At 73.0% G+C, this 14,618-nt stretch carries 15 protein-coding genes and 3 tRNA genes; 8 read left to right on the top strand and 10 right to left on the bottom strand.

The genetic code is table 11. From position 1 onward, the window contains the following. Nucleotides 1-66: 66 nt before the first annotated feature. Both JOF36_RS34205 and JOF36_RS34200 read right to left on the bottom strand, forming a co-directional pair. Nucleotides 67-351 carry a hypothetical protein gene (locus JOF36_RS34205; RefSeq protein ID WP_210034936.1) on the bottom strand — a complete coding sequence of 95 codons (285 nt, stop codon included), beginning with the start codon at nucleotides 349-351 and terminating at the stop codon, nucleotides 67-69. Between the two features lie 199 nt (nucleotides 352-550). Beyond that, nucleotides 551-2,440 carry an AMP-binding protein gene (locus JOF36_RS34200; RefSeq protein WP_210034935.1) on the bottom strand — a complete coding sequence of 630 codons (1,890 nt, stop codon included), beginning with the start codon at nucleotides 2,438-2,440 and terminating at the stop codon, nucleotides 551-553. A 283-nt stretch (nucleotides 2,441-2,723) separates the two neighbouring features. On the opposite strand from JOF36_RS34200, the gene JOF36_RS41180 reads away from it, so the two are divergent. The 6 genes from JOF36_RS41180 (at nucleotide 2,724) to JOF36_RS34170 (ending at nucleotide 5,137) form a co-directional block, all read left to right on the top strand. Further along, nucleotides 2,724-3,989: a GDSL-type esterase/lipase family protein gene (locus JOF36_RS41180; protein WP_210034929.1), complete on the top strand. Its 1,266-nt coding sequence runs from the start codon at nucleotides 2,724-2,726 to the stop codon at nucleotides 3,987-3,989. A gap of 200 nt (nucleotides 3,990-4,189) precedes the next feature. Then, complete coding sequence (locus JOF36_RS34190; RefSeq protein WP_210034927.1) at nucleotides 4,190-4,408, top strand: hypothetical protein; 219 nt, start codon at nucleotides 4,190-4,192, stop codon at nucleotides 4,406-4,408. 151 nt (nucleotides 4,409-4,559) lie between these two features. Continuing rightward, a tRNA-Glu gene (locus JOF36_RS34185) sits at nucleotides 4,560-4,632 on the top strand. A 39-nt stretch (nucleotides 4,633-4,671) separates the two neighbouring features. After that, a tRNA-Asp gene (locus JOF36_RS34180) sits at nucleotides 4,672-4,745 on the top strand. Between the two features lie 31 nt (nucleotides 4,746-4,776). Beyond that, nucleotides 4,777-4,850, top strand: a tRNA-Phe gene (locus JOF36_RS34175). 80 nt (nucleotides 4,851-4,930) lie between these two features. Next, nucleotides 4,931-5,137 carry a hypothetical protein gene (locus tag JOF36_RS34170; protein WP_210034925.1) on the top strand — a complete coding sequence of 69 codons (207 nt, stop codon included), beginning with the start codon at nucleotides 4,931-4,933 and terminating at the stop codon, nucleotides 5,135-5,137. Nucleotides 5,138-5,140: 3 nt separating this feature from the next. On the opposite strand, the gene JOF36_RS34165 is transcribed toward JOF36_RS34170, so the two are convergent. Beyond that, on the bottom strand, nucleotides 5,141-6,796 hold the full coding sequence (locus JOF36_RS34165; RefSeq protein WP_210034923.1) for an MFS transporter: 1,656 nt from the start codon (nucleotides 6,794-6,796) through the stop codon (nucleotides 5,141-5,143). Next, a complete protein-coding gene (gene glsA, locus JOF36_RS34160; protein WP_210034920.1) occupies nucleotides 6,793-7,806 on the bottom strand; it encodes a glutaminase A in 1,014 nt (337 codons plus the stop codon). The genes JOF36_RS34165 and glsA overlap by 4 nt, the downstream gene beginning before the upstream one ends. A 144-nt stretch (nucleotides 7,807-7,950) precedes the next feature. On the opposite strand from glsA, the gene JOF36_RS34155 reads away from it, so the two are divergent. Beyond that, nucleotides 7,951-8,430 (top strand): SixA phosphatase family protein, encoded by a 480-nt coding sequence (locus JOF36_RS34155; RefSeq protein WP_210034919.1) that lies wholly within the window; start codon nucleotides 7,951-7,953, stop codon nucleotides 8,428-8,430. 47 nt (nucleotides 8,431-8,477) lie between these two features. On the opposite strand, the gene crcB (JOF36_RS34150) is transcribed toward JOF36_RS34155, so the two are convergent. The 6 genes from crcB (JOF36_RS34150) to JOF36_RS34125 all read right to left on the bottom strand — a co-directional run bounded on the left by crcB (JOF36_RS34150) (nucleotide 8,478) and on the right by JOF36_RS34125 (nucleotide 12,640). Next, nucleotides 8,478-8,852: a fluoride efflux transporter CrcB gene (gene crcB, locus JOF36_RS34150; RefSeq protein ID WP_210034917.1), complete on the bottom strand. Its 375-nt coding sequence runs from the start codon at nucleotides 8,850-8,852 to the stop codon at nucleotides 8,478-8,480. After that, complete coding sequence (gene crcB, locus JOF36_RS34145) at nucleotides 8,849-9,247, bottom strand: fluoride efflux transporter CrcB (RefSeq protein WP_245351070.1); 399 nt, start codon at nucleotides 9,245-9,247, stop codon at nucleotides 8,849-8,851. Before crcB (JOF36_RS34145) ends, crcB (JOF36_RS34150) begins: the two co-directional genes overlap by 4 nt. Nucleotides 9,248-9,260: 13 nt before the next feature. Then, on the bottom strand, nucleotides 9,261-10,244 hold the full coding sequence (locus JOF36_RS34140) for a hypothetical protein (RefSeq protein ID WP_210034915.1): 984 nt from the start codon (nucleotides 10,242-10,244) through the stop codon (nucleotides 9,261-9,263). Between the two features lie 51 nt (nucleotides 10,245-10,295). After that, nucleotides 10,296-10,937, bottom strand: a complete 642-nt coding sequence (locus JOF36_RS34135; RefSeq protein ID WP_210034913.1) for a MerR family transcriptional regulator — start codon at nucleotides 10,935-10,937, stop codon at nucleotides 10,296-10,298. Between the two features lie 10 nt (nucleotides 10,938-10,947). Further along, nucleotides 10,948-11,490 carry an ATP-dependent Clp protease proteolytic subunit gene (locus JOF36_RS34130; RefSeq protein WP_210034911.1) on the bottom strand — a complete coding sequence of 181 codons (543 nt, stop codon included), beginning with the start codon at nucleotides 11,488-11,490 and terminating at the stop codon, nucleotides 10,948-10,950. Nucleotides 11,491-11,593: 103 nt separating this feature from the next. Continuing rightward, nucleotides 11,594-12,640: a sigma-70 family RNA polymerase sigma factor gene (locus JOF36_RS34125; RefSeq protein ID WP_210034909.1), complete on the bottom strand. Its 1,047-nt coding sequence runs from the start codon at nucleotides 12,638-12,640 to the stop codon at nucleotides 11,594-11,596. Between the two features lie 246 nt (nucleotides 12,641-12,886). Between JOF36_RS34125 and mftR the strand changes: the two genes are divergently transcribed. Continuing rightward, entirely contained in the window at nucleotides 12,887-13,525 is a 639-nt protein-coding gene (gene mftR, locus JOF36_RS34120; RefSeq protein ID WP_210034908.1) for a mycofactocin system transcriptional regulator MftR, read from the top strand. Nucleotides 13,526-14,618: the final 1,093 nt, after the last annotated feature.

Below are 14,618 nucleotides of genomic sequence, written 5' to 3'. Positions count from 1 at the left end.
CCCGCGGTGCAGCACTGAGGATGCCCTGACCTGCGGTTGCGCTGACCTTCGTCGCCGGGATCGCCGTCAGCGGGAGCCCGCGGTCCCGGCGGGTTCGGGGAGCGGGGCCGGCGCGAGTACGCGGCGGGCCTGCGGCCGGGGCGTCGGTGGCGGGGTGGTGTGCGGCAGCTCGAGCACGGCGGACGCGGTCAGCGCGCTGCCGCGAGTGGTCGCCGGTGCGGTCCCGGGGGCCTCTCGGGACGCGTCGGCGGGCCGGTCCGACGGCGACTCCAGCAGCGCCGCGACGCCCAGGATCGCGCCGAGTGCGAGTGGGCCGGCGAGTGCCGCCAGCCGCATGCGGGTTCCGTCCATGACGAACCTCCACGTCGGTCGACGACCGCGCGGGGGTGCCGGGGAGCGGGTGCGGCCGTCGTCCTGTGATCGGACGACGGGGGCGCGCTGTTACCGCTCTGCCCCGGCGAGGTCAAGCGGGATTCCCACTGACCACCCGAAGGATGCCCGCGGATGCCCCGGCCGGCCGCCACCACCGCCCGGCCGGGGCAGCGGGGAGTCACTCCCGGCGGAGTACCGGGCGCAGGGTGTCGAGCACCGATGCGTCGTCGATGGTGGAGGGGACCGCTTCCTCGGTGCCGTCGGCGATGCCGCGCATCGTCTTGCGCAGGATCTTGCCGGAGCGGGTCTTGGGCAGGGCGGGGACGATCGCGACGTCCTTGAGGGATGCGACCGCGCCGATCTGGTCGCGGACCATCTGGACGAGCTCGGCGCGCAGCGTGTCCTCGTAGCCCTCGGCGTCGGCGTCCACGCCGGACTTGAGTACGACGAACCCGCGCGGGACCTGGCCCTTCATGGTGTCGGCCACGCCGATCACCGCGCACTCGGCGATGTCGGTGTGCGAGGACAGGACCTCCTCCATGCCGCCGGTGGACAGGCGGTGCCCGGCCACGTTGATCACGTCATCGGTGCGGCCCATGACGAACAGGTAGCCGTCGGCGTCGAGGTGGCCGCCGTCGCCGGTGAGGTAGTAGCCGTCGAACGCCTTCATGTAGGAGTTCAGGTAGCGCTCGTCGTCGTTCCACAGGGTCGGGAACGCGCCCGGGGGCAGTGGCAGCTTCGCGACGATCGCGCCGTCGACGCCGTGTTCGGCGGGTGCGCCGGTCTCGTCGAGGACCTGGATGTCCCAGCCGGGCATCGGGCGGGTCGGCGATCCGGGCTTGACCTCGAGCAGCTCGATGCCCGCCGGGTTCGCCGCGATCGGCCAGCCGGTCTCGGTCTGCCACCAGTGGTCGATCACCGGGATGCCGAGCAGGTCGGCGGCCCACCGGTAGGTCTCGGGGTCGAGGCGCTCACCGGCGAGGAACAGGTACTTCAGCGACGAGAGGTCGTACTTCGCGACGAACTCGCCGTTGGGGTCCTCCTTCTTGATCGCCCGGAACGCGGTCGGCGCGGTGAACACCGACTTCACCCCGTTCTCGGCCACGACCCGCCAGAACTGGCCGGCGTCCGGGGTGCCGACGGGCTTGCCCTCGTAGAGCACGGTCGTCGCCCCGGCCAGCAGCGGCGCGTACACGATGTAGGAGTGGCCGACGACCCAGCCGACGTCGGACGCGGTGAAGAGCGTCTCGCCGGCGCCGACGTCGTAGATGTTGGGCATCGACCAGGCCAGTGCGGTCGCGTAACCGCCGCAGTCGCGCACGACGCCCTTGGGCTTCCCGGTCGTGCCGGAGGTGTAGAGCACGTAGAGCGGGTCGGTGCTGCGTACCGGCACCGGATCGGCCGGGGTGGCACGGGCGGCCGCCTCGGCCCAGTCGACGTCGATCGGGCCGAGCCGGGCGGGGGCCTGCTCGCGCTGCAGGATCACGGTGCTGGTGGGTTTGCGGTCGGACAGTTCGATGGCCTTGTCGAGCAGCGGCTTGTACTCGATGACGCGGCTGCCCTCGATGCCGCAGGACGCCGAGACGACGACCTTCGGGGCGGCGTCGTCGATGCGCACGGCGAGCTCCTTGGCCGCGAACCCGCCGAACACGACCGAGTGGACGGCGCCGAGGCGGGCGCAGGCGAGCATCGCGATCGCGGCCTCGGGGACCATCGGCATGTAGATCACGACCCGGTCGCCGTACCCGACACCCTGGTCCCGGAGCACCCCCGCGAACGTGGCGACCTCGTCGCGCAGCCCGGCGTAGGTGTAGGAGCGTTTCGTGCCGGTGACGGGCGAGTCGTAGACGAGCGCGGTGCGGTCCCCGTGGCCGGCGTCGACGTGCCGGTCCAGGGCGTTGTACGCGACGTTCAGCTCGCCGTCGGGGAACCAGCGGTAGAACGGCGGGTTCGACTCGTCGAGGGCCGTCGTCGGAGCGACGTGCCAGTCCAGTGCCTCCGCCGCGCGGAGCCAGAAGCCCTCGCGGTCCTCGACGCTGGAACGGAAGATCTCGTCGTAGCCGGCCACCGGGCCTCCCTCGGATCCGGGCGGCCCGCGCCGGCCGCCTTCGGTGATGGGACACGAGCCTAGTGCCCCATCAAGCAACGTTCGGCACGGAACTCGTCGGCCCAGGCGCCCGCCGGCGGCGTTTACAGGTGCCCACCCATCGGGACGGGGCCGCTCGTCGTTCTCGTCACGCCGGTCGTCGCAGAGTGACCGTCGATGTACGTAACGTGACCGGGTGTCGGATCGACACAGCGCGTGCGGGACCCGTCCGGCTCCACCGGCCGGGACCGGACGACAGGAGGCGGTGCGCGTGCGGTCCGAGGCCCGGTGGCGCGGTCCGGTCGCGGTGCTGATCGTGCTGGTGGCGGCACTGGTGCTCGCCGGCTGCGGCCGGGTGTTCCCGGTGGCGGCCGCGCAGGCGGCGGGTTGCGCCCCGGGCTGGGCGGCCGGCTGGCACGCGGCCCAGCAGGCGGTGCCCGGTGACCAGCTCGCCGGCCGGACGCTGCGGATGGTGGTACGGCCGCAGGTGTCCGGGGACGAGGTGCGGCTGCGGTTGTCCAACCGGCACGGCGACGGACCGCTGCGGATCGGGGCCCTCTCGCTGGGCCTCGCCGGCGCCCCGGCCGAGGCCGCCGAACCGGTGCCGGTGCTCGTCGGTGGACGCCCGGACGTGCTGCTCGACCCCGGTGCCGAGGTGACGACCGACCCGGTGCCGGTCCGGGTGGACCGCGGGGTGCCGGTCGTGGTCAGCCTGTTCCTCGCCGAGGTGCCCGCGACGATCAGCTCGCACCCGGTCGCGATGCGGACGGCCTGGCTGTCGGGCCCGGGCGACCACACGGCGGCCCCGGGGCCCGCGGGTTTCGACACGACGTTGCAGTCCTGGCCGGTGCTCTCCGGGCTCGAGGTGCACGCTCCGCGCCCGGACGGTGCCCTGCTCGTGATCGGTGACTCGCTGGTCGACGGTGTCGGCAGCACCCCGGGCGGTGACGACCGCCTGTCCGACCAGCTCGCGGCCCGCCTCGACGCGGCGTCCGGCGACCGGACGACGGGCGTGCTGAACGCCGGGCTGTCCCGCAACCGGTTGCTGCAGGACGACCCGCCGGCGGGCGGGGACACGCCGCTGACCCGCTTCGACGCCGACGTCGCCGCGGTCGCGGGGGTGCGGGACGTGCTGCTGGTGATCGGCACGAACGACCTGGCCGCCGGAGCGGGCGGCGAGGAGATCGTCGCCGGGCTGCGGGCGTTCACCGAGCGGGCCCGGGCCGCCGGGCTGCGGGTCCTCCTCACGACGATCCCGCCCTCGACGAGCGGCGGTCGCGACGCTCCGGCGACGGTCGCGGCCCGCGAACACGTCAACGGCTGGATCCGCGCCGAGGCCGCCCAGCACGCCGACGGGACGGTCGACGCCGCCGCTGCGCTCGCCGATCCGGGGGATCCGCTGCGGCTGCGGCCGGAGTACGACTCCGGCGACGGCCTGCACCCGTCCGCGGCGGGATACCGGGCCCTCGCGGCGGCGGTGCCGCTCGCGGCGCTGTCCGGGAGGCCCTGCCGCGCGTCCTCGTCCGGCTGACGCCGACCGCGCCCGGTGACGGTCCGCGGCGGGCCGTCACCCGGGCAGAGGGGTGCAGCGCCTCCGCACGATGGGTAACGTCTTGGTCACGGCCACAGCACGTGGCGGTACCGGCGGAACCGGCACCGCGACGCGTCCCACGGACGGGAGACCCGGGGGAGCGTCGGGGACGGGACCCTGACGGCCTACGGGGAGGCCATGTGAGCATCGGCGCCAGGCGCAGTATCGACGACGGAACCGGGTCCATCCCGGCGCCGCGGAACGCAGCCGACGCATTCAAGGTGTCCGACGACCAGGTGCAGAAGGCGCGCCTGGTCGTGGCGAAGAACTCAGCGGACTCCGACGACCTGCGCGAGCTGCTCGACATGCTCGGACTGATCTCCTCGAACCCGGACCATCCGCCGCCCGTCGCGCGCTGATCGGGGTGAGATGAGTGGGCGAACCCCTCTGACCGGCCACGATGTCGAAATCAGGGGGGTGCCTGCAGGGGCCCGCGCGGTGGTGTCGTATGGTTTCACCGCTCCCAACGGACAGCCGTTGAGGGAAGGAAGAGCCCCCGGGTTCGTCCAAGCCCCCATCGTCTAGCGGCCTAGGACTCCGCCCTTTCAAGGCGGCAGCGCGGGTTCGAATCCCGTTGGGGGTACTGCGGATCCCATCGGTTACGATGGTGTTCGTAGAGCAAGGCCCAGTGGCGCAGTTGGTTAGCGCGTCGCCCTGTCACGGCGAAGGTCGCGGGTTCGAGTCCCGTCTGGGTCGCTCCATCCCCCGGAGTTCTTCCGGGAGCCGGGGCCAGGTAGCTCAGTTGGTACGAGCGTCCGCCTGAAAAGCGGAAGGTCGGCGGTTCGACCCCGCCCCTGGCCACCTCTCTCACCAGCGGAAACGCTACCTGGCTCTCGAATTTGCGTTGTCTCCGCCGCGAGCACTGTGGATACCGTGCCGGCATGGGGGACACCACCGGATCCGGCGATCTCGGCGACGTCATCAGCGCCGCCGCCGCGGCCGGGCTGCGCGTCGAGTTCGTCCACGAGCACGACTCCATCCCGTTCCAGCGCTACGGCTCGCTCATCCGCCACGGCAGCCGGTTCCGCTATCCGGACGGGGCCGCCCAGCTGCCCCTGATGTACTCCCTGGCCGCGACCGCGCGCTGAGACTCACGACCTCCCACCGGGCACCGGTGCCGGCGCGCCGTCACCCGTGGCGACCGACTCGGGGATCTCACCCGGGCGGTAGTCCGGGAGCCGGCTCGCCGGGACGACGGCCAGCGCGCTGATCCCGGCGAGCACCAGGAGCCCGAGGCGGAGCGCCCGCAACCGGGCCTCCTCGTTGAGCGCGACCGCGGCATCGACCTGCGTGGGTGTCGCGTCGGTCCCGGCGAGGATCTCGCGCAGCCGGTCGTTGCTGACGAAGTTCGTGTTGTCCAGGTCGACCTGGGCGACGAGCTCGGGGGGAAGCTCCACGTTGCTCGCGACGGCCAGGGACACGTTCGTGCTCAGGATGCCGACCAGCAGGGCCCCGGCCACTGCCGTCCCCACGGCCGAGGCCAGGTTCTGCACGGTCCCGCGTACCGACCCGACGTCGCCGGCGAGTTCCTTCGGGGACGCGGTGACGAGCACGTTGAACACCAGCGTCACGAGCGCGCCCTGGCCCACACCGAAGACGAACAGGCCGAGGATCGTCGGCAGGGTCTCCCAGTTGTTCGTCACGACCAGCGACAGCCAGACCAGGGCCACGGTCGTGAGCCCGAAGGAGAACATGCCGATCGTCCGCGGGGTGAACCGGTCGTAGACGCGCACGACCAGCAGCGCCGTCACGAACACCGTCAGGTTGAACGGCAACATCGCCAGCGAGGTGTCGAACGCCGTACGGCCCTGCACGATCTGGATGTAGAGCGGCACCGTGAAGTTGAGCGCCGCCTCCAGGGCGACGACCACGAACATGGCGTAGATCGCGGCTCGCTCCCGGGCGGAACCGAAGACCGACAGACTGACCAGAGGCACCCCACCGGCGGCGGCGCGCCTGCGGGTCCGGACGAAGAACAGTTGCACGAGCACGATGCCCAGCGCGATCATCACCGGTGCGGGGGAGAGGCCGAGCACGGTGAAGGGCGCGGCGGGATCGGGGAGCAGCAGACCCCAGCTGTTGAGGTTGTTCACGCCGAGCGTCAGCATCGCGATGGCCGCACCGATCAGCACGGCCGCGACGACGTCGATCGAGATGTCCGCGTTCCCGGCGTCGGAACGCAGCCGGAAGCTCAGCACGAGCACCGCGACGGCGATCACGAGCACGACGACGAAGACCTGCCGCCAGCCGACGTAGGTCGCCAGCGTGCCCCCGATCAGGAACGCGCTCACACCGGCGAGGGCGCGCGCCGAACCGAGTGAGCCGATCGCCGTCGCCTGCTGGGCACCGTGGTAGTTCTCCGCGATCAACGCGACGAGCGACGGCACGATGATCGCCGCCGAGGCCCCGGCGAGTGCCTGGGCGAAGATCACCCAGCCCACCGACGGCGCGAAGATCATGGTCAGTGCCGAGAGCGCGAACACCACGACGACCGTCCGGAACACGATCGCCCAGCCGATCCGCTGGCCGATCTTCGCGCCGACCATCACCAGCGCGGCGACGACGAGGCCGTAGGTGACGATCGCGGTGCTGATGTCGGTGGGCGGCACGCCGAAGTCGTCCACCATCCCGCCCAGCGTCACCGGCAGGGCCGAGACGTTGTAGGACATCAGGACCTGGGCGAGGAACAGCCCGACCATCGGGAGCCAGGAGGCTCGTGTCTCCTCCGCGGCGGCGGTGTCGGTCACGGTCGTCCCTTCTTCTCCTCGACGTGCGGATCGGACGCGAACACGTTCAACCCGAGCGCTCTCGACAGGTAGGCCGTCGCGATCTGGCCGCGCACGCTGTTGCCCGCCGTGTCCAGCGGCGGTGCGAACGCCCCGATGCCGACCTTGCCGGGGGCCACGGTCACCAGGCCGCCGGACACACCGGACTTGCCGGGCAACCCGATCTCGAACAGCCACTCCCCGGACCGCTCGTACAGGCCGCTGCCGGCGAGCACGGCCAGCGAGTCCCGGCACACCTCTGCCGAGACGACCCGCTCACCCGTGACCGGGTTGACCCCACCGTCGGCCAGGGTCGCGCCCATGACGGCCAGGTCGCGCGCGTCGACCCGCAACGCGCACTGACGGGTGTAGACGTCGACGACGGCGGCCGGGTCGCACTCGATCCGGCCGTAGCTCTCCAGCAGCTGGGCGATCGCCCGGTTGCGGTGGTTGGTCGCGGACTCCGAGCGGTACACCTCGTCGTCGACCTCGAGCGGGCGCCCGGCGAACCGCGACAGTCCCTCGTGGATGGTCGTCCACCGGTCCTCGGTGGTGCTGCCGGGCACGAGGGCCGTGGTCGCGAGCGCCCCGGCATTGACCATGGGGTTCATCGGATGGCCGTCGTTCAGCTCGATCGCGACGACGGAGTTGAACGCCAGCCCGGTGTTGTTCGCCCCGACCACGTCGAGGACCCGCTCGTGCCCGATCGTGTCGCAGAGCAGCGCGAAGACGAACACCTTCGAGATCGACTGGATGGAGAACGCGGTGCGGGTGTCCCCGAGCTCGTGCAGCCCGCCCTCGACGTCGGCGATGCACAGGCCGAACGCGTCGGCGTCGGCCTCGGCCAGGGCCGGGATGTAGTCCGCCACGGCGCCCTCACGGTGCCCGGTGGCCCGCTCGAACGCGCGGGCGAGCACCGTGTCGGTGTGCGTCGGCCCGGGGACGGCGCCGGTGCTGACGGCCTGATGGACACCGTCGACGTCCAGATCCATCCGTGGCGCTCCTCACGGTCGCGATCTCCGATTCCACCATGACATCGACATCGGACGCGAGATCAGTCATCCGGCCGGCAACCGGACAGGCGATTCCGCGCAGCCGTGCCCCCGACGCGGCCCGTGGTGGGCGAGAATGGACGGATGCGTCGTCGGCTGGTCGTCCTGCGTCATGCGAAGTCCGCGTGGCCGGGCGGGGTCGCCGACCACGATCGCCCGCTCGCGGGCCGGGGTCGGCGGGAGGCGCCACTGGCCGGGCGCCGGCTCGTCGAACTCCTGGGGGAGATCGATCTCGTGGTGTGCTCCTCGGCGGTGCGTGCCCGGCAGACGTGGAGGCTGGTGGCCGCCGGGTTCGACCCGCCGCCGCGAGCACGATTCGACGACCGCGTCTACGCCGCCTCGGCGCGGGACCTGATCGCGGTCGCGCGCGAGCTCCCGGACACGGCGCAGACGGTGCTGTTCGTCGGCCACAACCCCGGTCTCGAGGACCTCGTCGAGGAACTGACCGGGTCCCCGTGCGAGCTGCGGACCTCCTCGATCGCCGTGCTGTCGGGGACCGGTTCCTGGTCGCAGGCCGGGCCGGGGTGGGCCCGGCTCGACACGGTGGAGACGCCCCGGCCGTGACCGGCACCCTGTGTGGCTCCGGTCCGTGCCGCCGTCGTTCGCCGACCTCAGATCGCCCAGCGGGTCAGCGCCCACCCGGCGGTGGCTGCCAGCACCCCGAGCACGACGCTCGCGAGCAGGTACCCGCACGCCGTCGGCGTCGCCCGGCGTTCGGTCAGCGCGACGACCTCGTGGCTGAACGTGCTGTAGGTCGTCAACGCCCCGCAGAAGCCGGTCCCGACCGCGGACTGGACGGCGAGCGGCAGCACCGGCGTCGCGCCCAGGAGCGCACCCAGCACCAGCGACCCGGTGATGTTGACCGCGAACGTGCCCCACGGGAACGCCGTGCCGAACCGGGACCGCGCCGCCGTGTCGGCCAGGTACCGCAACGGTGCGCCGATCGCCGCACCCAGCCCGACCAGCAGGATCGTCCACCCGGTCATACCGGCCTGCCGATCCGGCGGGTGGCCGCCACGGCGAACGCGCACGCCAGGATCGCGGCGACCGGTGAGACCAGGGCGTACCCCAGCGCCGCGCCGTAGCTGCCGTGCTCGACCAGCTGCACCGTCTCGACCGACCAGGTCGAGAACGTCGTGTAGCCACCGAGCACGCCGACACCCAGCAGCGCCCGCAGGAGCGGATGTGGTCTGGCGAGGAGTTCGGTCAGCACCGTGGTCAGGACGCCGATCAGCAGGCAGCCGGTGATGTTGATCCAGAAGGTCGTCCACGGCCAGGAGCCGGGAGCGGCGGGGAAGGCGGCACCCAGCAGGTAGCGGGCCTCGGCGCCGAGTACGCCCCCGGCCGCCACCGCGCCCAGCACTCGGGAACGCGAGGGCATGCGCACCTCCGAATCAGGGCGGAGTCTCCGCTCGATCATGTCCGCCGCCGTCCGGCATCCTTGCAGCGCGCTCGGAACGGGACCGGCGCAGTGTGAGCACCGCCCCGCCGGCGACGGTCAGGACCAGCACGCCGGCCGCCGCCGCCGTCCACGGGTCCGGTGACAGCAGCGGTTGGCCACGCAGCGCCTGCCAGGTCACCAGACCCAGCAGGCCCGCGTAGCCGGCGACCGCCACCGCGACCAGGTCCCGGCGCACCCGGGGCCTGGCAAGGGCGCTGACCCGCGACGCCGCCAGCTCCAGCCCGATGAGCAACAGCGGCAACAGCTGCAGGGCGTGCATGCCGACGAAATGCGGGACCCGCAGATCGCCGCCGACCGTGCTCCAGCCGACGACGGCGAGCCCCGGGCCGCCGTCGGGCAGCCCGACGGAGTGGGCCCCGGCGATGCCCCGGAAGTCGGCGAGCTGGTCCGGGGTCGGGCTCGTCATCAGGAAGCCCAGGGCCATCCCGGCCAGCGCGAGCACCGCGCCCGCCCGGATCGCCAGCGACCGGGCCGGGTCGAGGCCCCGCACCGCGAAGAGCGCGCCGCTGAGCCACAGCGTCCCCAGCCAGGCGACCACGATAGACACCGCCATGATCGTCCACAGGGTGCCGTCCAGGAGTGTGGACACGTTGTAGTGGCTGGTCGTGCCCCGCCCGGCCTGGAACGCGATCGCCACCAGCTCGATCGCGACCGTCACCGCCGCGACCGTGCCGGCCGCGTGCACGCCGCGGATCCGGCCGGACCGGGCGCGTAGCTGCCCGTACAGCCACGCCCAGGTGATGCAGAAGATCGTGATCGAGACGGCGAACTTGGTCGGCTTCAGCCAGATCGGGGCGCCGAGCAGCGTGCGCGGGTCGGCGAGGACGGCGACCGCACCGACGGGCACGAGCACGGCACACCCGAGACCGACGATCATCAACGGGCGGTGCCAGGAGACGGCATCACGCATCTTCATGCGGATACTGTAGCTATCGGATAGTTGCGGTGTCCATGTAAATCTTGGCGGTCACGACGGAGGTCGACAGTCCGACGGGTAGCGGGCGGCGGAGTGGCTCTCCTGCGCGATCCGGCGCAGTGCGGCGAGCAGGGCGTCACCGAGCACCGTCCCGACCACCGCCGTCTCCGCGGCGTCCTCGCGATTCTCGTTGCGGGCGATCGCCTTCAGGTCGCCCTCGGCGGCCCGGTCGGCGGCCTCGGCCCACGACAGCAGCGTGTCGTCCCCGGGCGCGTGGCCGAGCTCGTGCATCCGGGCCAGCACGCTGCGGGCCCCGGCCAGGGCCGGTGCCGTCTCGGCGACACGCCAGCCGGTGTGCGCGGTGATGGCCCGGACGTCGGCCTCGGCGGCATCGGCGAACTCACCCCCGTCGTCGCCGGTGCCGGTGACGGCGTAGGCGGCGCGGCCGAGGACGTGGTGCATGCCGATGTCCGGATCGTCGACGGCGGCGAGCACGTCCTTGACGACGGTGATCGGGAGCCCCCCGACCTCGACCAGCGCCCGGATCAGCCGGAGACGGCGCAGGTGGGTGTCGTCGTACCGGGCCTGGTTCGGCGACGTCGCCTCCCCGCGGTGCAGCAACCCCTCGCGCAGGTAGTACTTGATCGTCGCCACCGGGACATCGGACGACCGGGACAGCTCGGATACTCGCACCTCGGAGAGGCTAGCTATCCACTCCGCGGATTCGATCGGCGAGTCCGCACGCCACCGCTTCGTCGGCCGACAGCCACCGCTCCCGGGCCTCGGCCGGCAGCGGGCCGCCGCAGTACCGGGCGGTGAGCGCCTCGATCTCGTCGCGCCGCCGGGCCAGGTGATCGGCACGCACCCGGACGTCGCCGGGATGGGCGCCACGGACCTGGCCGTCCGCGGACGGGAGGAATGCGGCGTGCGGCAGGGCGAACCGTTTCCCCGCGGTGCCGGACGCGACCAGGAACGGCACCGGGCCCGCCAGTGACCCGATTGCGACGGTGGCGACGTCGACGCCCAGGGTGCGGACCGTGTCGTGCACGACCATCGCCGCCACCGGTGAACCTCCCGGGGAGGCGATCTGCAGGGTCACCTCGCGGTGGGTGTCCTCGGCGGCGAGCAGGAGCAGGCGGGCGCAGGTCTCGGCCGCGACGTCGTCGTCCAGCTCCCGGGAGAGCAGCACGATCCGCTCGCCGAGGAGCCGGTCGGCGAGCTCGGACGTGGTGGACAGGACGGGCATCTCCGGCCTCCGTTCATCGATGTTCGCCGCACCGACGCTAGACCGGGTATCACCCCTTTCACCTGTGCGTTCGCCGTCGGCGGACCCGGTTCGCCGACGGTGATCAGGCGATCTTCGGTTCCCACAGCTCCGGCTTGTCCGCCAGCTTCAGCGGCAGTCCGAAGTACTCGAACAGGTCCTTGTTGAGGAAGATGCTCAGCCCGGTGACCCGGCCGTCCTCGATCCGCAGGGCCTGGATGCCCCAGGCCTCGAACTCGCCGTCCGGGCCGGAGGGCTTCCACTGCGCGAAGCCGACCGTTCCGTTGATCTCCACCGGCGCGACCCGCGAGCCGCGGCAGCCCTGACCCGGGCCGGTCGCCATCCAGGCGATGACGTCCTCGCGACCGCGGAACCACAGCTCGAGCGGCGGCATGTTCTGCTCGACGTCCTCGTGCAGCAGCGCGGTCAGCGCCTCCATGTCGAACGCCTCGAACGCGGCCATGTACCGCATCAGCAGCTCGGTCTGCGCCGGGTCCATCGCCGGTGTCGTGCCGGGGGCGGTCTCGGTGACACCGTGCTCCTGGAGGGTGGCCCGGGCCCGCTGCAGCGCGCTGTTCACCGACGCCACCGTGCTCTCGAGGAGCTCGGCGACCTCGGCCGCCTTCCAGCACAGGACCTCACGCAGGATCAGCACGGCTCGCTGGCGGGCGGGCAGGTGCTGCAGGGCGGCGATGAACGCGAGCCGGATCGTCTCCTTCGCGATCGCCTTCTCGGCGGGATCCCCGGCAGGCGTGGAGACCCGCGCGTCCGGCATCGGCTCCAGCCACTCGGCGTCGGGCAGCGGCTCGCGCAGCGACTCCGCGACGGGGGCCCCCGGCCCACCGATGTCCATCGGCACCGCGCGGCGCTTGCGTCCGTTCAGCGCATCGATGCAGACGTTCGTGGCGATCCGGTACAGCCACGACCGCAGCGAGGACCGGCCGTCGAACTTCGCGAGTCCCTTCCACGCGCGGATCATGGTGTCCTGCACCGCGTCCTCGGCCTCGAACGCCGATCCGAGCATCCGGTAGCAGTACCCGGTCAGCTCGCGGCGGTAGTCCTCGATCTGCAGGTCCAGCGGGCGGTCGTCGGCCTCGGCGAGGCCGCCACCGGTACGGGCAGGTGCACTCATGATGTTCCCCCTCGCGACGCCCCCGGATCGAGTGACCCGGGGCAGGTCCCGTTCGTGAGCGCGAGTGTGCCGCGCACCCCCGACAATGTGGAGTTCTTTCCGGTGAACGGACGGCTCCCGGGGCTCACGGACGGTGGCCGGCGCCGTTCGGCGGTGCGCCGTGGGATGATCGGGGCGCGGCGCCCGCACGGCCTCCCGGCGCGCCGAGCTGCTCGCGGTGGGGCCGGGAGGCGCGGAGACACGACGATGTCGACGACGGCCCGGAACGACACCGACGACCCCGACCGGACCTCCGGAGTGCGCAGAGCCGGCCGGCGCCCCGTGACCACCCGGTTCGAGATCGAGCACATCGCGCTGGAGATGTTCAGCGAGCAGGGTTTCGAGAACACGACCGTCGACGACATCGCGCATGCCGCCGGAATCGGCCGGCGCACCTTCTTCCGCTACTACGCCTCCAAGAACGACGTCGCCTGGGGCGCCTTCGACGAGCAGCTGGTCCGGATGCGCGCGGTGCTCGCCGCCCAGCCGGCCGAGCTGCCGGTCGTCGAGTGCCTCCGGCGGGCGGTGCTCGAGTTCAACCATGTCGAGCCCGAGGAACAGCCCTGGCACCGCCGGCGGCTGCGGCTGCTCCTGCAGACACCTGCCCTGCAGGCCCATTCCACACTCCGGTACGCCGCCTGGCGCCAGGTCGTCGCGGACTTCGTCGCCGAGCGGCGCGGCGAGCCCGCCTCGGGACTGGTCCCACAGAGCCTCGGGCACGCCTGCCTCGGCGTGTGCCTCGCGGCCTACGAACGCTGGCTGACCGACGAGGCCCTCGAGCTCGCCGACCTCCTCGACCACGTCTTCCGCCTGCTCGAACAAGGGTGGACCACCGACCCGCCCTGACCCGGCTCCGCCGCACCGCCCCCGCCGCCCGCCCGCTCGGCCCCGCCCCGCTCGGCCCCACCCGGCCCCGCCCCGCCCCGCTCGGCCCGGCCCGGCCCGGCCCGGGCCGGGCCGGGCCCGCCCGCTCACCACCCGTATCTCGCAGCCCACTTCCTGGCGTCGCAGCCGCTACGAATGCTGCGAGGTCGCGGATTCGGTTGCGAGGTCGCCCTGCGGAGGTGGATTCGGTTGCGAGGTGGACCCGTGCGGGCGGATTCGGTTGCGAGGCGGCCTGTGCGAACGGGGCGGGAGCGTGGGCGACGGGGGCGGTGCGGCGTGGGGTCGCATGGGGCGGCGGCGCTCCGTGGGAGACGGGGCGCCGCCGCGGTGGACGATCCGGTCAGCGGGTGGTGCCGAACATCCGCTCCCAGAGGCTCGGCTTGCTCGGCTCGGCGGGCGTCTCGGGGGCCTGCGCCTCAGCGGGGTCGGTAGCGGCCTCGCCTGGGGCGGTCGAGGCCTGCGGAACGGCCGGAGCGGCGACCGCCGGTGCCCCTGGAACAGCGGGAGCCGCCGGAACAGCGGGAGCCGCCGGAACAACGGGCGCCCCCGGAACAGCGGGCGCGCTCGGAACGGCGGGTGTGCTCGGAACGGCGGGTGTGCCCGGGACAGCGGGTGCGCCCGGGAGGGCAGGCGCCTGCGGGGCGTCGGCCGGGACCTGGGGCACGCCGGGGACCGCCGGTGCCTGCGGCGCCGCGGGGACGGCAGGCGCCTGGGGGACGGCGGGAGCCTGCGGGGCGGGGACCGACGGGACGGCGGGGGCCGCGGGCACCTGCGAAACGCCAGGGGGCTGGGGCGCGACCGGCGGCTCCGGCGCGGCCTGGGCACCTGCTTCGGCCGGCGCCTGCTGCACCGCCGGAGTGACCGGTGCGACGCCCGCGAGCGCGGGGTCGGCCGGTGCCGCTGCCGCCGGGACGGCGGGCACGGCCGGAGCAGCCTGCACGGCCGGAGCGGCGGGCACGCCCGGGACCGCAGGCGCCTCCGGGACCGCGGGCGCCGCCACTGCGCCGGGCGCTGCCGGTGCACCGGGAACTGCCGGAGCAGCCGGAACCGCTGG

Source organism: Pseudonocardia parietis (assembly GCF_017876315.1).
GTDB classification, from domain to species: domain Bacteria; phylum Actinomycetota; class Actinomycetes; order Mycobacteriales; family Pseudonocardiaceae; genus Pseudonocardia; species Pseudonocardia parietis.
This window is presented reverse-complemented; position numbering and strand designations above follow the sequence as displayed.